This window comes from Nonomuraea sp. NPDC004354, from assembly GCF_053602555.1.
Genome location: NZ_JBSGDV010000005.1, coordinates 20,749 through 43,221, shown reverse-complemented (window position 1 = coordinate 43,221; position 22,473 = coordinate 20,749). Strand labels below are relative to the sequence as shown.

Below are 22,473 nucleotides of genomic sequence, written 5' to 3'. Positions count from 1 at the left end.
TCATCCTCGCTTGCGTGCGCTCGGGAACACATCCAGGTACGCGGGCGCGCCCTCCCTGCCCGTGGCGTGCAGGACGGCGTGCGCGACCGCCCTGCTGAACACGTCGGCCCCGGCGGCCAGCACGTCGTGCAGCTCGGTGTCGGCGCCGGGCCGGCCGCGGGTGGACATCGCGAAGACGGTGTCGCCGTCGACCATGGTGTGCGCGGGCCTGATCGCCCTGGCCAGACCGTCGTGGGCCACTCCGGCCAGCTTGCCGCACTGGGCCTTGGACAGCGTGAGGTCGGTGGCCACGACGCCGATCGTGGTGTTGAACGACGGCGCCTTCACCGGCTGCCAGCGGGCGACCTCGTCGAGGTCGGGCTCGCCGACGTCGCCGAACTCGCCGGCCAGGCCGTACCTGGTGCCCGACAGCAGGCCGCTGCCGGGGTCGAGGACGGATCCGGCGGCGTTGACGACGGCGAGGGCGGCCACGGTGACGCCCGAGGGCAGGACGGCGCTCGCCGTCCCGACGCCGCCGGCCAGCCCGCCCGCCACCGCGCCGGTGCCCGCCCCGATGGACCCGTTGCGCGCCGGAGCGGCCGCGGCCGGGGCGAACGAGGCGGAGACGGACGAGGCGGACGGTGTGGCGGCGACGGCGGCGTCGTAGGCGGCGGCGCCCAGCTCGCCGTCGGGTGTGGCGCGGAAGCCGCCGCCGCGCCCCAGGTCGTAGATGACCGCCGAGGGCACGATCGGGACGACGCCGCCCGCCACCGGGAAGCCGATCCCCTCGTCGGCCAGGCGCTGCATGACACCGCAGGCGGCGCTCAGGCCGAAGGCGCTCCCGCCGGTCAGGACGATCGCGTGGACGCGCTCGACCAGGTTGCGCGGGTCGAGCAGCTCGGTCTCGCGGGTGCCGGGCGCCGCGCCTCGCACGTCGACGCCCGCCACGGCCCCCTCGGGCGGAGCCACGACGACGCTCACCCCGGTCAGGTACCCCTCGCCGACCCGCTGGGCGTGCCCGACCCTGAGCCCGGCGACGTCGGCCATCGAGTTCGTGGGCCCCGGCCGCATCGGGACGCTCCAGGCGTGGCCGGTGCGGCCGGTCACGCCGCGCCGCCGGACAGGAAGATCCGCGCCGCCTCGGCGAAGACGCGGGTGCAGCGGACGATCTCCTCGACCTCGACGTACTCGTCGGCCTGGTGGGCGATCCACTTGCCGCCGGGGCCGTAGACCACCGACGGGATGCCGCCCCAGTGCGTGAGCACGGTGCCGTCGGTGGAGCCCGGCACGCCGCCGTACACCGGCTCCTGCCCCGTGACCGCCGTGTGCGCGGCGGCGAGGGCGGTCACGACGGGGTGGGTAACCGGCACGTCCACGGGAGGCCGGTCGACCAGGATCGTGACCTTCGCCTCGGCGCCGTCGAAGGCGGCCAGTTCCTCCACCCTGTCGGCCACCTCCTTGTGCGCGAGCCCAGGGACGGTCCGTACGTCGACGAAGACGGAGGCGGTGGCCGGGATGACGTTGACCTGCTCCTGCGAGCCCGCCTGGACGACCGTCGGGGTGACGTAGACCTCGCCGAGGTGCTCGTGCGCCGGATGGGCGGACTGGAGCGCGTCCTGGTAGGAGCGCAGGGCGACCAGCAGCGCGCCCACCGCCTGGATGGGATTGCGTCCGTGCTGCGGCATCGCGCCGTGGGCCATCTTGCCGGTGAAGTCGATCCGCAGCCGCAGCGCGCCCTTGGCGACGGCGCAGATCTCGCCCGCCTCCGGCTCGGCGACGATGGCCGCGTCCACGTCGGCGGACAGCTCGGAGCCGACGAAGCGGTGCGCGCCGATCATCAACCCTTCCTCGTCGGCCAGCGCGCACACCTTGATCCGTCCGGGGAACGGCCCGGCCAGCTGCACCGCCCGGGTGGCGTACAGCACCGCGGCGAGTCCCGACTTCATGTCGGCGCTGCCCCTCCCCCACAGCCTGCCGTCACGGATCTCCCCGCCGAACGGGTCCACCGTCCACTCCGACAGGTCGCCCTCGGTCACCACGTCGGTGTGGCCCTCGAACATCAGCGTCGGGCCCGCGCCGCCGCCGCCCTCGACGATGCCCACCACGTTCGGCCGCCCGGGCGCCGCCTCGTCGACGACGACGTCCCAGCCCCATTCCCGCATCCTGGCGGCCACCAGCTCGGCCGCCGGCAGCTCGTTGCGCCCTCTGGCCGGGTCGTTGGTGCTGGGGATGCGCACCAGCCGCTGGGTGAACTCCACGACTCCCCGGGCATCGATCTCGATCACAGCAGTCCCTCCAAGGTGGGTACGGCCTGCAGCAGCGTCCGCGTGTAGTCGTGCCGCGGGGCGGCCCAGACCTCGTCGACCAGGCCGCGCTCGACCACGGTGCCGCCGTGCATGACCGCGACGCTCTCGCAGACGTGCCGCACGACGGACAGGTCGTGCGACACGAAGATCAGGGTGAGCCCGTGCGTGTCGATGAGGTCGGCCAGCAGGTTGAGGATCTGGCCGCGGACGGACACGTCGAGGGCGCTGACGGGCTCGTCGGCCACCAGCACCTTGGGCCGGGGGGCCAGGGCGCGGGCGATGGCGATGCGCTGGCGCTGTCCGCCGGAGAACTGGTGGGGGTAGCGGTCGGCGGCCGAGGCGGGCAGGCCGACCTCCTCCAGGAGGGCGGCGACGCGTCCCTCGACGGGGCGGCCGAGGGCGACCAGCGGTTCGGCGATGATGTCGCGGACCCTCATCCTGGGGTCGAGCGAGCTCATCGGGTCCTGGAAGACGATCTGCAGGTCGTCGCGCAGGAAGCGCAGGTCACGCTCGCGGCGGCCGACGATCTGCCGGCCCTCGAAGGTGATCGAGCCGCTGGTCGGCCGGTCCAGCCCGCACAGCAGGCGCAGCAGCGTCGACTTGCCCGAGCCGGACTCGCCGACGATGCCGAACCGGTCGCCCCGCCGTACGTCGAGGGACACGCCGCGCAGGGCGTGCACCTCGGGCTTGAACAGCGAGGTGCGGTAGACCTTGGTGAGGTCGCGGGCCTCAATCACGGGGGTGCCAGCAGGCGTAGGCATGGCCGTTCCCTTCCAGCGTGGGCTCCTGCGCGCACGTCGGCAGGGCGTGCGCGCACCTGTTCCTGAAGACGCAGCCGTCGGGGAACTCGCCTGCGGCGGGCACGCTGCCGTTGATCGTGGGCAGGCGGGTGCCGCGGGGAGTGAGCCTGGAGGCGGCGATGAGGCCCTCGGTGTAGCGGTGGCGGGGGTCGGTGAACACCTCCCTGATGGGGCCGCTCTCGACGACGCGCCCGCCGTACATGACCAGGACCCGCGAGCAGACGGAGGCGACGACGGCCAGGTCGTGCGTGATGAACAGGACGGCGGGTGCGAGCTCGGCGATCAGCTCCAGCATCTGCTTCTGCACGGTGACGTCGAGCGCGGTGGTGGGTTCGTCGCAGATGAGCAGCGAGGGCTCGTTGGCCAGGGCGATGGCGAGCATGACGCGCTGGCGCTGGCCGCCGGACAGCTGGTGCGGGTAGGCGCGGGGGGCCTCGACGCCCACGCGGCGCAGCAGGTCAAGGGCGCGGGCCCGGGCCTCGGCGCGCGGCCTGCCGTGCAGGGTCATGACCTCGCGGACCTGCGCGCCGACGCGCATGGTGGGGTTGAGCGCGGTCATCGGCTCCTGGAAGACCATGGACACCACGCGGCCGCGCAGGTTCCTGACCCGCCTGTCGGGGACGCCGACCAGCGGGCGGTCCTCGAGGACTGCCGTCCCGGTGGCGGTGACGCCCTCGGGCAGCAGGCCCATCAGCGACAGCGCGGTCAGCGACTTGCCCGAGCCTGACTCGCCGATCAGGCCCACCCGCTCGCCGGGGGCGATGTCGAAGGACACCTGCCGCACCAGTTCCAGGTCGCCGGCACGGACGGTCAGGCCCTCAACGCTCAGCACCGATCCTCCTGAGCTTGGGGTCGAGGTGGTCGCGCAGCCCGTCGCCGAGCAGGTTGAAGCCGAGGACGGCCAGCGCGATGGCCAGGCCGGGCCACAGCGCCAGGCGCGGCGTGGAGAACAGCAGCTCCTGGGCCTCCTGCAGCATGCGGCCCCACGAGGGGGTCGGCGGCCTGGTGCCGAACCCGAGGAACGACAGCGCCGCCTCGGCCAGGATGGCGATGGCGAAGGACACCGACGCCTGCACGATGAGCATCGAGCCGATGTTCGGCAGCACGTGGCGGCCGGCGATGGCGAGGCGGCGCCGCCCGGCGGAGCGCGCGGCGAGGATGTAGTCGGTGACCATGACCTGCATGGTGGCGGCGCGGGCGACGCGGGCGAAGGCCGGCACGGTGGCGATGCCGATCGCGATCATGGCGGTGAGGGTGCCGGCTCCGTAGACGGCCCCGAGCATGACGGCCAGCAGCAGCGCGGGGAAGGCGAAGACGAGGTCGTTCACCCGCATGATCAGGTCGGACAGCCAGCCGCGAGGGGTCATGCCGGCGACCATGCCAAGCGGCGTGCCGACGAGCGCGGCGATGCCGACCGCGACGATGCCCACGTAGAGCATGGTGCGCGCGCCGACCATGAGCTGGCTGAGGGTGTCGCGGCCGAACTTGTCGGTGCCGAGCAGATAGTCGCCGCCCGGCGGGGCCAGCCGGTGCGCGGCGTCCACCAGCGTCGGGTCGTGCGGCGTCCACGCGAACGACACCAGCGCGGCCAGGACCGTGAGCCCGACCAGGACGGCCCCGGTGATCAGGTTTCCTCTCATCGCAACCTCGGATCGAGTACGGCGTAGGCGAGGTCGACCACGAAGTTGACCAGCAGGACGGCCACGACGAGCAGCATGACCACTCCCTGCACGAGCAGCAGGTCGCGCTGGGCGACGCCGTTCAGCAGCAGGTCGCCCAGGCCGGGGATGACGAAGACCCGCTCGACCACGACCGCTCCGATGAGCAGGGTGGCCAGCTGGAGCCCGAGCACGGTGACGACGGGGATGGCCGCGTTGCGCAGCCCGTGCCGCCACAGCGCGCCCATCCGCCCTCTGCCCTTGGCGCGGGCGGTGCGCAGGTAGTCCTCGCGCATCACGTCGAGGACGGCGCTGCGGACGTAGCGGGTGAGCAGGGCGCCCTGGACCAGCCCGAGCGACAGCCACGGCAGCAGCAGCGACCGGAACCATAGCGAGGGGTCCTCGGCGAAGGGGACGTAGCCGCCCGAGGGCAGCGCCTGGGCCTGCACCGCGAAGACGAACACCAGCAGGATGCCGGCCAGGAAGGCGGGGACGGCGACGCCGACCTGGCTGACGGCGCTGATGGCGGCGCCGAGGGGGTTGCGGTGGTGGACGGCGGCGAAGGTGCCGGCGGGGACGGCGACGAGCAGCGCGATCACCATGCCGCCGAGCACCAGCGCGAGCGTGACGCCGAGCCGGTCGGCGATCTGCGGCCCGATCGGCGAGCTGGTGACGTAGGAGGTGCCGAAGTCGCCGGTGGCCAGCCCGCCCACCCAGTCGGAGAACTGGGCGAGCGCGGGCCGGTCCGTGCCGAACTGCCTGCGCAGCTCCGCGACGGCCTCCGGCGTGGCGTTGACGCCCAGGGCGACCTCCGCCGGGTCGCCGGGCAGCAGCGCCATGAAGGCGAAGACGACCACACCGGCGGCCGCGGTGCTCGCGAGGAGTACCGCGACCCGCCTGACCAGGAACCAGATCACTGCTTGGTGAGACCCGTGAAGTCGAAGGACTCGGCGATGGCGTTCTTCGGCAGGCCGGTGGTGATGTTCTTCTTGGCCACGATGAGGTTGGGGAACAGGAAGAGCCAGTCGGCCGCGGCGTCCTCGGACAGCAGCTTGGCGGCCTTCTTCAGGTCGTCCACCTGCTGCTGCTCCGACCCTTCGTCGGCCGAGGCGAGGAGCGCGCCGTACGCTGGGTTGTCGTAGTGGAAGTAGTAGGACTTGTCGGCGAAGATACCCAGGTCGCGGGGTTCGACGTGGTTGATGATGGACATGTCGTAGTCGCCCTGCTTGAACACCACGTCCAGCCAGCGGGCGGGGAACTCCAGCGGGTCGATCTCGGCGGTGATGCCGACCTGGGCCAGCTGCGACTTGACCACCTGCGCGGCGGCGACCGCGTACGGCAGGTTGGGGATGCGCATCTTCACCGTGTAGGTCCTGCCGCCGAGCAGCGCCTTGGCCTTGGCCACGTCGTAGGGGTAGTCGCCGGTCCTGTCCTCGTACCAGGGGTCGGTGGGCGGCACCATGCTGCCGATCAGCTGGCCGCGTCCCGCCCACGCGGTGTCGAGCAGGGCCTTGTGGTCGATGGCGTGGCGGACGGCCTGCCGTACCTTCTTGTCGTTGAAGGGCGGGCGGGCGTTGTTCATCGACAGCACGACCTCGCCGTTGGTGGTGCCCTCGACGACCTGGAAGCGGTTGGGGTCGGCGAACTGGGCGAGCGACTCGGGCGCCTGGACGGCGGAGATGACGTCGATGCCGCCGGTGAGCAGCGCGTTGTTCATCGCCGTGGCGTCCTTGAAGTACTTCAGGGTGATCCGGGAGACCTGCGGCTTGGGACCCCAGTACGTGTCGTTGGCGACGAGCTGGATGGAGTCGCCGCGCCGCCACGAGCCGAGCTGGTAGGGGCCGGTGCCGACGGGCTTGTTGGCCAGGTCGGCGACGCCGGTGCGGCTGAACATCGCGCCGAGCCTGGTGGCCATGGCGTACATCCAGCCGTTGCTCGGCCGCTTGAGCGTGACCACGGCGGTGTGGTCGTCCTTCTTCTCCACCGTGTCGACGACGTCCATCTGGGTCTTGATCTTCAGCTTCCAGTCGGACTTGACCCTGTCGATGGAGAAGATCACGTCGTCGGCGGTGAAGGGGGCACCGTTGGTGAAGGTCACGCCCTTGCGGAGGGTGAAGGTGTAGGTCCTGCGGTCGGACGAGACGTCCCATTTCTCGGCCAGCAGCGGCTGGATCCTGCCGTCCTGGTCGAGCTTGACCAGGCCCTCGTAGACGTTGACCAGCAGCGCCTGCGGGATCGCCGCGCCCTCGGTGGCGGTGAAGTCGAGGTTGGCCGGTTCGGCGACGAAGCCGACGGCCAGGGTGGAGGGCTGCGAGCTCACCGGCCCGGCGCCACGGTCGCCCGCGCCGTCGCCGCCACCGCCGCCGCATGCCGTGCTGAGAAGGAGCCCGCCGAGGGCGACCCAGATGCCGATGCGCCTCATGCCTCAAGCCTCCTGGCTAGTGCACTGGCCTGACCAGTAGGCTACGCACACTGCCAGCCCAGGACTTTTCGGTCAAGAGGGGGCGCTGATGGGCGGACCTCAGTTCGAGCCCGTGCGAACCGTGCGCGCGTACGAGCGTGTCGTCGAGCAGGTCGAGCACGCCGTCGAGCGCGGTGAGCTGCGGCCGGGCGAGCGGCTGCCCAGCGAGCGGGAGCTGATGGTGCAGTTCTCGGTCAGCCGGTCGACCGTGCGCGAGGCGTTGCGCGTGCTGCAGGCGCGCGGCCTGGTCAGGTCGCGTCCCGGCGACCCGAACGGCGCCGAGGTCCTGCCGTTCACCCCGGCCGCGCTGCACAAGTCGATGACCACTCTGGCGAGGGTGGAGGAGCTGTCGCTCGCCGAACTGGTGCAGTTCCGGATGGTGCTGGAGGGCGCGGCCTACCTGCTGGCCGCCAGGCTGCGCACCCCTGCGCAGCTGGCGGAGATGGACGAGGCGGTCGCTCGCATGCGGGCCGCCGACGGCTACGAGTCGTTCAGCGCCGCCGACGTCGACTTCCACGACGCCGTGGCGCGGGCCAGCGGCAACAAGCTGATCCAGATCTGCAGCGACGTGGTCCGCTCCATCGTGCTCGACCTCATCGCCGACAAGATCAGGGCGCCGGAGCAGCGGCTGCGCAGCATCGCCCACCACGAGGAGGCGCTGGCCGCCGTCCGCACGGGCGATGGCCCGCTGGCCGCGCGGCTGGCCCGGCAGGCGCTCAGCGACTTCTACTCCCCCTACCTGCCCGCGGGGGCGCTGGAGGAGCTGCTGGAGTAGACCGGCAGCCCGATCCGGAACAGCGCGCCCCCGCCCGGCGGCGAGGCGGCGCTGATCGTGCCGCCGTGCGCCTCCGTCAGCGCCGCGGCGATCGACAGGCCGAGCCCGGTGCCGCCGGAGTCGAGCCCCGGGCGGGGTCGGCGCGGTAGAAGCGTTCGAAGACCCGCTCGAGGGCGTCACCGGGCAGGCCCGGGCCCTCGTCGGCGACCTCGACCACGTCCTGCCCTCCCGTCACCCCGACCCGCACGGTGAACGGCGTGCCGTCCGGCCCTGGCGTCGATCACCGCGCCCGCCGCCAGGCTGAGCAGGTCGACCGGCCGCCGGTCGAGCGGGCGGCGCTGGTCCAGCCTGGCCAGCAGGAGCAGGTCGTCGGCCACGGGCCGGCGGGAGCAGCCGGTCGGGGTGCGCGGCGACCAGTACGTGCAGATCGAAACCGGCCTGAACGACCGCGACCAGGTGGTGCGGGCGAGAGCGGCACGGGCGAGTTCCCCGACGGGAGCCGGCCCGAGGGCTGACAGCGAGCGTTCAGCCGGCTGCCAGGCTTCCCCAGGTAACCGCTTTGTCATATTTTGCGGGCATGCTGGCGCCGTGAGACTCGACCTGCGGGGGCGGATGGACCGGCTCGGCCTCATGGCGCCCTCGATCATCCAGTGCGCGCTGGCGGCCGCGGTGGCCTGGCTGGTGGCCAAGGACCTGCTCGGCCACGCGCGCCCGTTCTTCGCGCCGATCGCCGTGGTGCTCTGCATCGGCGTCGGGCTCGGCGCCCGGCTGCGCCGGGTGGCCGAACTGGTGGTCGGCGTCGGGCTCGGCGTCGGCGTGGGCGACCTGCTGATCTCCCGGATCGGGTCGGGGCCGTGGCAGATCGCGCTCGTCGTCGCGCTGGCCATGGTGGTGGCGGTGCTCCTGGACAGCGGTTCACTGATCGTGCTGCAGGCGGGCTCGTCGGCCGTGCTCGTCGCCACCCTGCTGCCGCCCTCCGGCACCGGCGGCCTGGACCGGATGGTGGACGCCCTGCTCGGCGGCGTCCTCGGCATCGCGGCGGTGGCGCTGATGCCGCCCAGCACCACCACCATCGTGCACCGGCACGCCGCCGCGGCCCTGGACGCGCTGGCCGCGGCGCTCGACGACACCGCCGAGGCGCTGGAGAAGTCGGACCCCGACCTGGCGGCGGCGGCGCTCGAGGAGGCGCGCGGCACCCAGAAGTCGGTCGAACTGTTCGCCGAGGCCCTGCAGACCAGCAGGGAGATCACCGTGATCTCCCCGCTGGGCCGCAGGCGGCGGCGGGAGCTGCTGCGGAGGTACGAGACCGCGGCCACGCCCGTCGACCACGCCCTGCGCAACGCCCGCGTCCTGGCCCGCCGCGCGCTGGTCGCCCTCGACCAGGGCCTGGCCGTCCCGGACTGGCTGCCCGGCGCGCTGCGCGCCCTGGCGGCCGCCGTCCGGCTGCTGTGCGACGAGCTTGCCTCGGGCCGCGACGCGCTGGAAGCGCGGCAGACCCTTGTCCGGGTGGCGGCGGCGCCCACGGGAGACAGCGAAGGGTTCACGGCCGGGGTGCTGGTCGCGCAATTCCGGTCGATCGTCATCGACCTGCTCCAGGCGACCGGCACGACCCGCGAGGAGGCCGTCGCCGCCCTCCCGCCCCTCGCCGACTGACCCGCCCCACCGCGGCAGCCGAGCCCTGACACTCGTCGCGCATGCGACTGAAGGTGATCTTCACAGTGTTCGCGCTCTACGTCGTCACGGCCGCGCCCGAGTTCCTGCCCGGCGAGGGGCGGGTGATCCTGCAGCCCGCGACGGCTGACGCGGTGGAGGTCTACTGTCAGCCCGTTTCCCCCGTGCTCCGCAGGTCCTACGAGGGCATCGGGCCGTTCCAGCGCCCCTTCCGGATCACGCCCCTGCCACGGCCGGCGGAGAACAGCCACGCCGCACTGACCGCGCTGATGGAGGAGGAGCCTGGGCCGATCAGCGAATCAGCGGTCGTGGCGATGGGGATCAGGCCGGAGCTCAACCGGGTCGTCCTGAGAGCGAACGCCTTCGACCAAGGCGATGCCGGAGCGGCACGTCCGAGCCGTCCGGCGAATATCTTCATACGGATTCGATCCCTGAAGAAACCTTTAAGGAGAATGACCCGAACCCTGGACAGACAGTTGGGGCCGGGTGAAAATCCGATCGTCAATCGAAGATCGTGGAGACGCCGGGCGGGTGGCCCGTCCCGCGCGTAACCCCTGCTCACCTTGGACGAGGACGTATGCGGGTACTGCGTGGGCTGCTCACGGCGACGTTGGTCTTGGCGATCTGTCCGGCGGTGCCCGCCCGGGCGGGCGACGGGCCGGAGCCGCCGAAGACCGTCCAGGAACGTCCGAACGGCGAGGAGTCCGCGGTCGCGGCGGCCCGCCGCACCGGCCGGCAGGTCGAGATCGAGTCGATGCGTACGGAGACCCGCCAGGTCTTCGCCCAGCCGGACGGCACGCTCACGATGGAGCAGCACGTACGCCCGGTACGCGTACGCGGGTCCGGCGGCTGGGTCCCCGTCGACACCACCCTCCGTCCCAACCCCGACGGCACGGTCAGCCCGGCCGCGGCGGCGGTGGGGCTGACCTTCTCCGGTGGCGGCGGCGCCCCGTTGGCCAGGCTGTCGCGCGGCGCCAAGTCCCTGGAACTCGGCTGGCAGGGCACGCTGCCCAGGCCCACGCTGAAGGGCGACACCGCCACCTACGCCGAGGTCATGCCGGGCGTGGACCTGCAGGTCACCGCGGACGTGGACGGTTTCTCCCACGTCCTGGTGGTCAAGTCGCGAGCCGCCGCGGCGCGCATGACGGAGCTGACGTTCCCGCTGTCCGCCTCCGGCCTGTCGGTGGCGGCGGACCAGGCGGGCAACCTCGAGGCCGTCGACCGGAACGAGGGCACGATCTTCGTCGCGCCCACCCCGAAGATGTGGGACTCCGAGGGGATCACCAGCCCGCAGGCGCTCAGGGAGGGCCGCTCCCCTGAGGCCCGCGAGGCCGCGATGGGCGTGCGGCTGTCGGGCCGGCAGCTGCGGCTCTTTCCCGACAGGAAGATGCTCACGGATCCGAAGACCCGCTTCCCCGTCTACCTGGACCCGTACTTCTCGGCCGCGCGCAACGCCTGGACGGCCGTCTGGAGCAACTGGCCCAACTCCAACTACCTCAACTCCAGCGACGTCGCCAGGGTCGGCCACGTCGAGTCGCAGACGAACCGCTCGTTCTTCCAGATGAACACCGGCTCGACCATCCACGGCAAGCAGATCATCAAGGCGACGCTGCGCACGTACGAGACCTGGTCCTACTCGTGCAGCGCCCGCAAGGTCGAGGCCTGGGCGACCAACCCCATCAGCGCGAGCACCACCTGGAACAAGCAGCCCACGTGGGTCAGGCTGCTGTCCACGGTGAACGTGGCCAAGGGCTGGGGTTCGGCCTGCATGCCCGGCGGCGTCGAGTTCGACGTCACCTCGCAGGTCGTGGACGCCGCCGCCAAGAAGTGGCCCAACGTCACCATCGGCCTGCGCGCCACCAGCGAGACCGACGTCTACGCCTGGAAGAAGTTCAAGAACAACCCGAGCCTGGTCATCGAGTACAACTCGCTGCCCGGCAACCCGGTGGCGGCCGACGTCTGGTCGGACCCTGGCGGCCCCTGCGTCTCCGGCGACGGACGGCCGATCGTCAGCACCGCCACACCGAAGCTGTGGGCCAAGCTGAAGGACACCGACAACTCGGTCCAGGGCCGCTTCGAGTGGTACAACGCCGCAGGGGTGAAGACGGGCGAGCACCTCACCCCCATGGGGTCGACGGGCACGGCCTTCTACGCGACGATCCCGTCGAGCCTGTACGCCGACGGCGCGCTGATCCGCTGGCGAGTCCGCGCCGAGGACGGCAAGGCCACCAGCGCGTGGAGTCCCTGGTGCGAGGCCACCGTGGACACCACGGCCCCCGGCAGGGAACCGGAGATCTCCTCGCCCCAGTACGCCGAGAACGGCTGGAGCGACGGCGTCGGCCTCGCCGGCACGTTCACGTTCGCCCCGAACGGCGTCCCCGACGTCGCCGCCTACGTCTGGGGCCTGGACTCCGCGCCCGCCACGGAGGCCGGGCCCGGCCAGGACGGCAGCGCCACCATCGCGCTGACGCCGCGCCACGACGGCCCCAACGTGCTGTCGGTACGCAGCAAGGACCGCGCGGGCCAACTCGGCCCGATCCGCACCTACGTCTTCAACGTCAACGCGGGCCGGGGCCCCAGCGGCCACTGGGCGCTGGACGAGGGCCAGGGCACCCTGGCGGCCGACACCGGGAACGCCCACCCGGCGACGCTGTACGGGGCGAGCTGGACCTCCGGCAGGACCGGCACGGCGCTCAGGCTGGCCGGCGCCTACGCCCAGACCTCGGGCCCGGTGATCGACACCAGCCGCAACTTCACCGTCAGCGCCTGGGCCCGCCTGACCGGCACGGCCGCCTCCGCCACCGCCGTCACCCAGGAGGGCGGCAGGACGGGCGCGTTCGCCCTGCAGTACGCGAAGGCCGACGACCGCTGGGCGCTGACCGTGGCGGGCTCGGACACCGACGGCGCGCCGGTGGTGCGCGCCCTGTCGGCGGCCGCGCCGAGGCTGAACGAGTGGACCCACCTGGCCGGCGTCTACGACTCGGCGGCGGGCCAGGTGTCGCTCTACGTGAACGGCAGGCTGGAGGCCACGGTGGCCGTCACGCCGCCGTGGAACGCCGCGGGCCCCCTCACGATCGGCCGAGGGAAGGTCGGCGGGGCGGCTGCGGAGCACTGGCCCGGGGACGTCGACGAGGTGCGGGTCTACGGCCGCGCCCTGTTCGCCGACGAGCTCGCCGACCTGGTCAACAGCGCTGCCACGCTGGTCGGCCACTGGAAGCTGGATGAGGAGTCCGGCCTGTCGGCGGCCGACTCCTCGGGCCGGGCGACGGCCGCGACGCTGTCCGGAGCCGCCTCGTGGACGTCGGGTTGGCTGGACGGCGCGCTCGCGCTCGACGGCGTCGACGGGTACGCCCAGACCGGCGCACCCGTGGTCAACACGAGGAACGGGTTCACCGTGGCCGCCTGGACCCAGCTCGACTACCTGCCCACCCGCGACAGCGCGGCCGTGGCCCAGCCGGGCGCCAGGGCGGCCGGCTTCCAGCTCGGCTTCGACAAGGAACGGCAACGGTGGACCCTCGGCATGGCCGCCGCCGACACCGACACCGCCGCCCTCGTCCGCACCCGCTCCGACGACATCCCCAACCCGCTGGAATGGACCCACATCGCCGGCGTGTACGACCCGCTGGCCGGTCAGCTCCGCATCTACGTCAACGGCCGCCTGTCCACCACCACCGTCACCGACCACGTGAGCGCATGGAACGCCACTGGCCCGCTGCAGCTGGGCCGGACCAGGACAGCGGGCGCCTTCACCGGCTTCTGGCCGGGGACGGTGGACGACGTCCGCGCCTATGACGGCGTGTTGAGCGCCGAGCACATCGCCCAGCTAGCCGCCCAGTAACTCCCGCACCGCACCCCCCGACTGGGAGAGTTCATGGATCTGCCGGATGAGTTAGAGCTGCCCGAATCCCGCTGGAATCGTTTTCCGCCGTCCACGGAACCTGACCTTCCCGACCTGTCCTGGAACCGTTTCCAGGAGCCCAGGCGCGAGTCGCCCTGGCCACGCAGGCTCGCGACCATGCTCCCCGTCCTCCTGGTGGTGCCGCTGGTGTACGCCATGCCCGCCGCGGCCGCCCCTCGCCCGGCCCCGGCCGTGCAGAAGGAGACGCCGGTCAAGGGACAGCCGGTCCCTGTCCAGCCGCCCATGGCCGATCCCGTGCAGAAACAGGCGTGGAAGGCGCCGCCGCGCATCACCTGGCCCGAACCCCAGAAGGCCGAGCTGGGCGGCGCCACCACCGTGGCGGCCGGGTTCCCGGTGAAGCTGGCCCCCCGGCGAGGGGAGGCCAAGGCGGCCGCCGAGCCGGTGAGCGTGGAACTGCTCGACACCGACCGGCTCGGCCTGGCGATGCGCGTCTCCCCCGGCCAGGGCGTCGCGACGGCAAAGGCGGGCGGGAAGACGCGCCTGCGGATCGACTACTCCGGCTTCCGTTACGCCTACGGCGGCGACTACGGCGCCCGGCTGCGGATGGTCAGGCTGGACGAGTGCGCGCTCGACGCGGCCGCCACCGACTGCGCGCCGCCCGAGCCGGTGAAGAGCGAGAACGACGCCAAGGCCGGCACCCTGACCGCCGAGGTCGAGACCGGCGCCGTGTACGCGCTCACGGCCGCCGCCTCCGGCCAGTCCGGCGATCACTCGGCCACCTCCCTGTCGCCCTCCGCCGACTGGAGCGTCGGCACCCAGACCGGCGACTTCACCTGGGACTACGACCTGCGCACGCCGCCCGCGCTGGGTGGCGACGAGCCGGAGATCTCGCTGGCCTACTCCTCGCAGAGCGTGGACGGCCGCACCGCCTCCACCAACAACCAGGCGTCCTGGGCCGGTGACGGCTTCGAGCTCAACCCCGGCGGCTATGTCGAGCGCCGCTACAAGTCCTGCATGATCGACGGCAAGAAGACCGGCGACCTGTGCTGGGACCAGGACAACGCCATCCTGGCGCTCGGCAGCTCCGCCGTCGAGCTGGTCAAGGACGCCACGACCAGGCAGTGGCGGCCCAAGCGCGACGACGGCACCCGCATCGAGTACCTCACCGGGGCCGCCAACGGCGACGACAACGGTGAGTACTGGCGCGTCACCACCGCCGACGGCACCCAGTACACCTTCGGCCTCAACCGCCTGCCCGGCTGGGCGAGCGGCAAGCCGGAGACCAAGTCGGTGCAGACGGTGCCGGTGTTCGGCAACAACAGCGGCGAACCCTGCTACTCCAGCACCCCGGCCAACGCCTGGTGCCAGCAGGCCTACCGGTGGAACCTCGACCACGTCAGGGACACCCACGGGAACGCGACCACGTACTGGTACGAGCGCGAGACCAACCACTACGGCCGCAACTCCAAGCCTGAGCTGGGCACCCAGTACGTCCGCGGCGCCTACCTGACCCGCATCGACTACGGCTACCTGCAGAACGAGCTGTTCACCACGGCCCCCGCGGCCCGCGTGCTGTTCGAGGTGGCCGAGCGCTGCCTGCCCAGCGGCACCGTCACCTGCGCCGCCGACCAGCTCAAGAAGGAGACCGCCGGCCACTGGCCGGACGTCCCGTTCGACCAGATCTGCGACGCCGGCGTGAAGTGCGTCGACCGCCTCACGCCGACGTTCTTCACCCGCAAGCGGCTGACCAAGGTCACCACCCAGGTCCGCAACGGCTCCGGACAGTACTACGCGGTGGACTCCTGGGCGCTGACCCACCAGTTCCCCGCCACCGGTGACGGCCTCAGCCCGTCGCTGTGGCTGGCCTCGATCCAGCAGACCGGCCATGTGGGCGGCACGATCACGCTGCCCAGGACCACCTTCGTCGGCGTCCAGCTGCCCAACCGGGTCGACGCCACCGAAGGCCGCGCCCCGCTGGTCAAGTGGCGCGTCCAGGCGGTCGACAACGGGACCGGCGGCGAGCTGAGGATCAACTACGCCCCCGCCGAGTGCAGGCCCGGCGAACTGCCGGCGGCTGACAAGAACACCAAGCGGTGCTTCCCGCAGCGCTGGACGCCGCAGAACGAGACCGAGGTCACCGACTGGTTCCACAAGTACGTGGTGGCGCAGACGGTGGAGGTGGACCGGGTCGCCGCCTCGCCCAACGTGGTCACCAGCTACGAGTACCTGGACGGCGCCGCCTGGCACTTCGCCGAGAACATCCTCGTCAAGCCCGAGCACCGCACGTGGTCGGACTTCCGCGGGTTCGGCCGGGTACGGGTGCGCGAGGGCGACGGGCAGGACACCAAGCGCACGCTCACCGAGTTCCGGTACTTCCGCGGCATGGACGGCGACAAGCAGGCCGACGGATCCAGGCGCAGCGTCCAGGTCGAGGACTCCGAGGGCGCCAAGCTGGACGACCTCGACCAGTACTCCGGCTTCGAGCACGAGGAGATCCTCTACGACGGCGACGGCGGGGCCGTCCTGAAGGCGGCCGTCGAGCAGCCGTGGTCGGTGCGGACCGCGCAGTCCACGCAGGGCGGCGTCACCAAGGCCGCGCACGTGGTCGAGGCCAAGTCCATGGTCACCCGTACGGCGCTGCCCGGCGGGACCTGGCGGCGTACCGGCGAGGAGCGCGCGTACGACACCAAGGGCCTGCTCACCCAGGTGGAGGAGAAGGGCGACCTGGCCGCGCCCGACGACGACCAGTGCACCCGTTACACCTACGCCCGCGACGACGCCAGCTGGATGCTCGACTACCCGAGCCGCGTCCAGAAGGTCGCCGCGAGCTGCGGCACCGCCGTGTCCGCGCTGGCCGCCGGTGACGTGATCTCCGACGAGAAGGTCCAGTACGACGGCAAGGCGTACGGCCAGGCCCCGACCAAGGGCGATGTGACCACGGTCCAGCAGCTCGTCTCCGGGGACGGCGCGACGATCACCGACAGCACCCACACCTACGACGTCTACGGCCGCGAGACCAGCGAGACCGACGCGGTCGGCACCAGGTCGGTGACCGCCTACAGCCCGGCCACCGGCGTCCTTCCCGCCGAGATGACCGAGACCAACCAGCTCGGCCACGTCGACCGTACGTTCCTCGAACCGGCCTGGGGCGAGCCCGTGGCCGAGGTCGACGTGAACAACCGCCGCGTCGACCTGGAGTACGACGCGCTCGGCCGCCTGACCAAGGTCTGGCAGGCCGACCGCAGCAAGGCGGCAGGACAGTCGCCCAGCACCGAGTACTCCTACGTCATGCGCGCCGACGGCCCCAGCGTCGTCACCACCAGGACGCTGCGCGCCGACGGCGGCTACACCGCCAGCCACGAGCTGTACGACGGCCTGACCCGCGAGCGCCAGACCCAGGAACCCGCGCCCAGGGACGACCAGGCGCAGGACCCCGCGCTGCGCGACGGCCGCACGATCACCGACACCTTCTACAACTCCCTGGGCGAGCAGTCCAAGGCCAGCACCGGCTACTTCGCGACCGGGACGCCCTCCACCGACCTGCTGGCGGTGGCCGACGCCGACGTGCCCACGCAGGTCGTGTCCCTCTTCGACGGCGTGGGCGAGGTCAACGCCCAGATCTTCAAGGCGAAGGGCGTGGAGAAGTACCGGGTCTCGTCCAGGCAGGAGGGCGACAGGATCCACGTGACGCCGCCCCCGGGCGGCACGGCGACCACCCGCATCGGGGACGCCGAGGACCGCCTGATCGAGCTGCGCCAGTACAAGGGCGCGACCCCGACCGGCGAGTACGAGTCCACCAGGTACACCTACGACCACGCCGGACGGCTGTCGACGGTGACCGACTCGGCGGGCAACGTGTGGCGCCACCACTACGACCTGCGCGGCCGGGAGATCAAGACCGAGGACCCCGACAAGGGCGTCACGACGATGACGTACAACGACGCCGACGAGCTCGTCAGCACCACCGACGCCCGCGGCAGGACCCTGTGGTACGTCTACGACGAGCTGGGCCGGGAGAAGGAGCTGCGCGAGAACTCCGCGACCGGCCCGCTGCTGGCCGAATGGAAGTACGACGCGCTGGCCAAGGGCCACAAGAACGCCAGCATCCGGTACGTGGGCGGGCAGGCGTACAAGGCGGAGATCAACGCCGTCGACGCCGACTACCGCCCGCTGCGCGAGACCGTCACCATCCCCGAGCGGGAGGGCAAGCTGGCGGGCTCGTACGTCCTCAACACCCGCTACACGCTCGACGACCAGGTCCAGTCCGTCACCTTCCCGGCCGCCGGCGGCCTGGAGGCGGAGTCGGTCGTCTACAGCTACGACGAGCTGGGCCAGCCGACCAAGGTCACCGGCCTGTCGTCGTACGTCACCGCGGCCCGCTACTCCAAGCTGGGCGAGACCCTGCAGTACGAGCTGGGCACCGGAGGCAGGAAGACCTGGATCACCTACACCCACGACGAGTCCACCCGAAGGCTGACCGGCATGCGGCTGGACAGGGAGGGCGCCGCCGCGACCGACCTGGACCTCGGCTACACCTACGACGCGGTCGGCAACATCACCAAGATCGCCGACAAGGGGGCGAGCGGTCAGGACACGCAGTGCTTCGCCTATGACCATCTGCGCCGCCTGACCTCCGCCTGGACGGCCACCGACGACTGCGCCGCCGGCGGCCCGCAGCCGGACACGATCGGCGGCGTGGCGCCGTACGCGGTCAGCTACGCCTACGACTCCACCGGCAACCGGACCAAGGAGACCAGGCACGCCTGGGGCGGCGCGGGCGAGACGGTCCGCTCCTACACCTATCCGCCGGCGGGCGGCAATCAGCCGCACGCGCTGCAGACCGTCGGCACGGACCTCTTCGAGTACGACGCCGCGGGCAACACCACCAGGCGCAAGGTCGGCACCTCCGACCAGAGCCTGGTCTGGGACGCCGAAGGCAACCTGGAGTCGGTGACGGAGGCGGGCAGGACGACGTCCTTCGTCTACGACGCGGAGGGCGACCGGCTGATCCGCAGGACGCCGGCCGACGCCACGCTCTACGTCGACGACATGGAGCTGCGCTTCGACGTCGCCAAGGACGCGGTGGAGCAGACCCGCTACTACACCGTCAACGACCAGCCCATCGCGGTACGCACCCACGACAACCAGGTCTACCTGCTGGCCAACGACCACCAGGGCACCGCGCAGGCCGCGGTGAACGCCGGGAGCGGTGAGCTGGCCGTACGGAGGACGACTCCGTTCGGCGAGAACCGGGGCGCGCCGCCGCCGTGGTGGCCGAGGCAGCGCGGATTCGTCGGCGGCACGCAGGACGCCACGACCGGGCTGGTCCACCTGGGCGCCCGCGAGTACGACCCCAAGAACGGCCGCTTCCTGTCGGTGGACCCGATCATCGACGACGTGGACCCGCAGCAGCTCAACGCCTACGCCTACGCCAACAACAGCCCCGTGAGCATGAGCGACCCCGACGGGCAGTGGGTCTGGGTCGTGGTCGCCGTCGGTGTCCGGCTCGGGGCCCGCTACCTCGCCAAGAGAGCGGCCCAGCGCGCCCTCAGGCAGGCGGCGATCCGCAGGGCCAGGGAGGCGGCCAGGAAGCGGGCCCTGGCCGAGGCCAGGAAGCGAGCCGAGGAGGAGGCCAAGAAGCGGGCCAGGGAGGCGGCCAGGAAGCGGGCCCTCGCCGAGGCGAAGAAGCGGCGGCTGGCGGCGGCCAGGAAGAAGGCGGCCGAGGCGGCCAGGAAGGCGCGGGAGGCCGCGGCGAAGCGACGGGCCGCGATGGCGGCCCGGAGACAGGCCAGGAAGGCGGCCCGCGAGGCGGCGGCCAAGCGGCGGATGGCACTGGCCGCCCAGCGGCGCAACCAGCGGGCCGGCCGGATCCCCCGCGGGATCCAGCACGCGCGCTCGCGCCCGGCCAGCCGGCCCACCAGCCACCGGGCACAGCAGCGGCACTCGCCGCCCAAGGCGAACCGGCAGCCGGCACAGCCACGGCCGAGCCAGGTCTACCGGAACGACGGCTCCGTCCAGCCCACCCAGTCCTACACCGTCTACGGCAACGGCCGGATGTATCCGCAGGGCAGGCCACCGTCGAACCTGCCGCGCGGCGGCTCCGGCCAGGCTGAGAAGCAGATCTTCAAGCCGGAGAAGTACGAGATCGAGACGAACCGGAGGGGTGCCGCGACCGCCGAACTCGGCGCCCGAGGCCAGAAGATCGCCGACGACATCATCGATCTGTTCGACACCTGGTTCGGTGGAATGGGCGGCATGGGCTGACAGCACGTCCTTCCGCTGAGCACCGACCGGCGCGGGGCCCTCGTGGCCCCGCGCGGGCGGCGTCCCAGCCGGCCCTTCGGGCTCGGGTTCTCCCCGGCGGGCGTCCTCCGGGCCCGGGGGCGCCCATGGCGGACATGAGCAGAAGCCGGGCCGAGGAGCCGATCAGCCGACCGTCAGCCACTGATCGGGGCGCGCAGGACGGCCGGGCCGCCGGGCACGGTGCTCAGCCCCAGGGCGACGGCGTCGTCACCCTGGACGGCCGCCGAGAGCTCCATGGTCGCCCCCGCGCCTCTGGCGGTGAAGCTGCCCGCGGGGACCCGGCTGCCGTCCGCCCGTTCGAGCCAGACCAGGTAACGCTGGCCGTTGTCGAGGCCGCTGACCTGCAGGTTCACGGCCGTACCCCACTGGCGGGCGGCCAACTCGGCGGTGATCTGCATACCCCGCGCCCCGTAGGTCACCGTGTGTCCTCCGGCGCCGGACACGAGCACCGTCACCACGACGGCGGCCGAGGCCGCGGCGGTCATGAGCCCGCCGGACCACGCCAGCAAGCGCCTGCGCCTGCGCCGGTTCAGGTGCCGGACGCCGACGGCGGCCACCACGCTGTCACGCAGCCAGGGCGGTGGCGCGGGAAGAGCGGCGACCCGGTCAGGATTGGCGTGACCGAGGGCGCCGGCCACCTGGTCGAGGGATGCGAGTTCGGCCCTGCACGCGGGGCAGCCGTCGGTGTGGGCCAGCAGGGTCGCCAACTCGGCCTCGGGAAGGCGCCCCAGCGCGTGCATACCCAGCAGAGCGTGATAGTCGCGGCAGCTAGTCACCTTCCCACCCCATCTCCTCCAGCACCAGGCGCAGTGCCTTGAGCGCGTAGAACACCCTGCTGCGCACCGTACCCGAGGGTATGCGCAGCTCGGCGGCGACCTCGGCGGGCGCGCGGTCTCGCAGGTGCACCTCCACGAGAATGTGCCGTTGTTCGGGGGACAACCGCCGCAACGCCTCTTCGACCTGCATGCCGAGAAGCAACCTTTCCAGGCCGGTGTCTCCGGGCACATCGCTCTCCTGGCCGTCGGAGAGCTGCGGCCGCACGGAACGCGCACGCAAGAGGTCGATCACCACGTTCCTGCAGATCGCGAACAACCACGTCCTGGGAGACGACTGCCTGTGGTCGTACCGCCCCGCCGTACGCCACGCCCGCACGAAGGTCTCCTGCACCGCGTCCTCGGCCGACCCCGTGTCGCCCAGGGACCTCCTGGCGAAGGCGAACAACTCGCCTCCGTAGTCGTCATAGACCGCCCGCAAGGTGGTCTCGTCATCCAGCCGCACGTCTCCTCCTGCCCTGCCGTTCCGATGGACATACGGAACACATCGCTGCGGCGTTCATCCATTGTCGGGTGAACACCGACCGCCTCGCCTCCGTACACCCCCTCGTCATCAGCGACAGAGAAGGGAACAACCATGCGAGCAGTTGTCCGGACAGCGGTGCTCGGAGTCGCCGTGACCGCCGCCGCCACCCTCGCGGTGCCGGCCCTGGCCCAGCGGGACAGCGGGTCCGAGCGGCGCGCCCACGTGCAGGTTCACTCGCCGAAGGCCGACACGGCGACCGGTGTGGAAGGTGCCGCCTGGATGGTGGAGCTCTCCGTCGGCTACCGCGACGGGCTGAAGGCGGCCGGATGGAGCGGACCGCAGGTCACCGGCCCCCAGGGTGGGACAGGGACGTTCGGCCCCGGCAAGGACGACAAGCTGCCCGGCCTCGTGGTGCTGCTCTCCACGACGACCGGCTTCTCAGGACCGGGCACGAACCTGGCCAACCTGTTCAACGTCACCGGCGTGGCCGGGCGGGACGAGGCCGGCAGCGCGGTGAAGCTGTGGGATTCCTGGCTGGTCGGCAAGCCGCTGTTCGGAAAGGACGTCCGTAGCGTGCTCACCGTCGCGGTCGTGGCCGACCTGAACCGCAACGGCGTGCTCGACGACGCACCCGACACGGTGAAGGATCTCACCGGCGACGGCCGCATCGACGCCGAGGACCTGCGCGAGCTCGGCGTGATGTCGAACATCGCCGAGGTGCCGTTCCGCATCACCGGCTCGGCGGCCTGAGAGGCCCGGTAGCGCATCCCGCCGGCACCCGTGCGCCCTTCCCGGACACACCGCCCGGGTGCCGGCCGGCCTGAGCAGTGGCCATCACTGTCTGAAACGCCTTTGCCGGCAGGCTCGGCCTGCTGTGATCATGCCGGTCATGAGTTGCGTCTTCTGCCGCATCGTCGCCGGCACCGAGCCGTCGCAGACCATCCACCAGGACGAGCACGCCATCGCCTTCCTCGACATCGCCCAGGCCACCAGGGGGCACACCCTGGTCGTCCCAAGAGCGCACCACCGAGACCTGGGGGAGATCCCAGCGGAGACGGCGGCACACGTCATGCGGACCGCGGTCGAGGTGTCCCGACGGATCGTCGGCGCCCTCGGGGCTCCTGGCGTGAATCTCTGGCACGCCAGCGGCGAGACGGCCTGGCAGGGCGTCTTCCACTTCCACCTCCACGTGGTGCCCCGCTTCGAGCCCACCGATCTCACGCCGCCCTGGACGGAGGTCGAGCACCCGGTCGAGTCCCTCAAGGGACTGGCCGAGGAGATCAGAGCCTGGCGCTGAAGGCGAGCGCCAGGACGGGCTCCGAACACTCCGGGCAGCCGGGGGACCCGATAACGCTGACCGGC

At 71.9% G+C, this 22,473-nt stretch carries 17 protein-coding genes and 1 pseudogene; 7 read left to right on the top strand and 11 right to left on the bottom strand.

The window, feature by feature from the left end:
• The 7 genes from ACWENQ_RS17490 to ACWENQ_RS17460 are packed head-to-tail and all read right to left on the bottom strand — an operon-like array spanning position 1 to position 7,165.
• Positions 1-1,086, bottom strand: coding sequence for a P1 family peptidase (locus ACWENQ_RS17490; RefSeq protein ID WP_452415074.1), 1,086 nt, complete (start codon positions 1,084-1,086; stop codon positions 1-3).
• Positions 1,083-2,264 carry a M20 family metallopeptidase gene (locus tag ACWENQ_RS17485; protein ID WP_452415072.1) on the bottom strand — a complete coding sequence of 394 codons (1,182 nt, stop codon included), beginning with the start codon at positions 2,262-2,264 and terminating at the stop codon, positions 1,083-1,085. Before ACWENQ_RS17485 ends, ACWENQ_RS17490 begins: the two co-directional genes overlap by 4 nt.
• Positions 2,261-3,046 (bottom strand): ABC transporter ATP-binding protein, encoded by a 786-nt coding sequence (locus tag ACWENQ_RS17480; protein ID WP_354913413.1) that lies wholly within the window; start codon positions 3,044-3,046, stop codon positions 2,261-2,263. Before ACWENQ_RS17480 ends, ACWENQ_RS17485 begins: the two co-directional genes overlap by 4 nt.
• On the bottom strand, positions 3,015-3,917 hold the full coding sequence (locus tag ACWENQ_RS17475) for an ABC transporter ATP-binding protein (RefSeq protein WP_449922712.1): 903 nt from the start codon (positions 3,915-3,917) through the stop codon (positions 3,015-3,017). Before ACWENQ_RS17475 ends, ACWENQ_RS17480 begins: the two co-directional genes overlap by 32 nt.
• The gene (locus ACWENQ_RS17470; RefSeq protein ID WP_452415070.1) at positions 3,904-4,725 is read right to left on the bottom strand and encodes an ABC transporter permease; all 822 of its coding nucleotides are present in this window, start codon (positions 4,723-4,725) and stop codon (positions 3,904-3,906) included. The genes ACWENQ_RS17475 and ACWENQ_RS17470 overlap by 14 nt, the downstream gene beginning before the upstream one ends.
• Complete coding sequence (locus tag ACWENQ_RS17465) at positions 4,722-5,660, bottom strand: ABC transporter permease (protein ID WP_449922714.1); 939 nt, start codon at positions 5,658-5,660, stop codon at positions 4,722-4,724. Before ACWENQ_RS17465 ends, ACWENQ_RS17470 begins: the two co-directional genes overlap by 4 nt.
• Positions 5,657-7,165, bottom strand: a complete 1,509-nt coding sequence (locus tag ACWENQ_RS17460; protein ID WP_354913421.1) for an ABC transporter substrate-binding protein — start codon at positions 7,163-7,165, stop codon at positions 5,657-5,659. Before ACWENQ_RS17460 ends, ACWENQ_RS17465 begins: the two co-directional genes overlap by 4 nt.
• A gap of 88 nt (positions 7,166-7,253) precedes the next feature.
• On the opposite strand from ACWENQ_RS17460, the gene ACWENQ_RS17455 reads away from it, so the two are divergent.
• On the top strand, positions 7,254-7,979 hold the full coding sequence (locus ACWENQ_RS17455; RefSeq protein WP_452415068.1) for a FadR/GntR family transcriptional regulator: 726 nt from the start codon (positions 7,254-7,256) through the stop codon (positions 7,977-7,979).
• On the opposite strand, the gene ACWENQ_RS17450 is transcribed toward ACWENQ_RS17455, so the two are convergent.
• Positions 7,940-8,059: a hypothetical protein gene (locus ACWENQ_RS17450; protein WP_452415469.1), complete on the bottom strand. Its 120-nt coding sequence runs from the start codon at positions 8,057-8,059 to the stop codon at positions 7,940-7,942. The genes ACWENQ_RS17455 and ACWENQ_RS17450 overlap by 40 nt on opposite strands.
• Positions 8,056-8,232, bottom strand: a pseudogene (locus tag ACWENQ_RS17445) (ATP-binding protein); the annotation flags it as partial. The gene ACWENQ_RS17450 and the pseudogene ACWENQ_RS17445, both read right to left, overlap by 4 nt.
• 335 nt (positions 8,233-8,567) lie before the next feature.
• Between ACWENQ_RS17445 and ACWENQ_RS17440 the strand changes: the two are divergent.
• The 4 genes from ACWENQ_RS17440 (at position 8,568) to ACWENQ_RS17425 (ending at position 19,773) form a co-directional block, all read left to right on the top strand.
• Positions 8,568-9,632 carry an FUSC family protein gene (locus ACWENQ_RS17440; RefSeq protein ID WP_452415066.1) on the top strand — a complete coding sequence of 355 codons (1,065 nt, stop codon included), beginning with the start codon at positions 8,568-8,570 and terminating at the stop codon, positions 9,630-9,632.
• 41 nt (positions 9,633-9,673) lie between these two features.
• A complete protein-coding gene (locus ACWENQ_RS17435) occupies positions 9,674-10,201 on the top strand; it encodes a hypothetical protein (RefSeq protein ID WP_452415065.1) in 528 nt (175 codons plus the stop codon).
• Positions 10,202-10,227: 26 nt separating this feature from the next.
• The gene (locus ACWENQ_RS17430; RefSeq protein WP_452415063.1) at positions 10,228-13,488 is read left to right on the top strand and encodes a LamG-like jellyroll fold domain-containing protein; all 3,261 of its coding nucleotides are present in this window, start codon (positions 10,228-10,230) and stop codon (positions 13,486-13,488) included.
• Between the two features lie 177 nt (positions 13,489-13,665).
• Complete coding sequence (locus tag ACWENQ_RS17425) at positions 13,666-19,773, top strand: RHS repeat domain-containing protein (protein ID WP_452415061.1); 6,108 nt, start codon at positions 13,666-13,668, stop codon at positions 19,771-19,773.
• Between the two features lie 173 nt (positions 19,774-19,946).
• Here ACWENQ_RS17425 and ACWENQ_RS17420 read toward each other — a convergent pair whose 3' ends face one another.
• Together ACWENQ_RS17420 and ACWENQ_RS17415 are read right to left on the bottom strand one after the other, a co-directional pair.
• Positions 19,947-20,588 (bottom strand): anti-sigma factor family protein, encoded by a 642-nt coding sequence (locus ACWENQ_RS17420; protein WP_452415059.1) that lies wholly within the window; start codon positions 20,586-20,588, stop codon positions 19,947-19,949.
• Positions 20,581-21,090: a sigma-70 family RNA polymerase sigma factor gene (locus ACWENQ_RS17415; protein WP_449922730.1), complete on the bottom strand. Its 510-nt coding sequence runs from the start codon at positions 21,088-21,090 to the stop codon at positions 20,581-20,583. The genes ACWENQ_RS17420 and ACWENQ_RS17415 overlap by 8 nt, the downstream gene beginning before the upstream one ends.
• Before the next feature lie 132 nt (positions 21,091-21,222).
• On the opposite strand from ACWENQ_RS17415, the gene ACWENQ_RS17410 reads away from it, so the two are divergent.
• Both ACWENQ_RS17410 and ACWENQ_RS17405 read left to right on the top strand, forming a co-directional pair.
• The gene (locus ACWENQ_RS17410; protein ID WP_452415058.1) at positions 21,223-21,861 is read left to right on the top strand and encodes a hypothetical protein; all 639 of its coding nucleotides are present in this window, start codon (positions 21,223-21,225) and stop codon (positions 21,859-21,861) included.
• A 139-nt stretch (positions 21,862-22,000) separates the two neighbouring features.
• Positions 22,001-22,408 (top strand): HIT family protein, encoded by a 408-nt coding sequence (locus ACWENQ_RS17405; RefSeq protein WP_449922734.1) that lies wholly within the window; start codon positions 22,001-22,003, stop codon positions 22,406-22,408.
• Positions 22,409-22,473 lie beyond the last annotated feature (65 nt).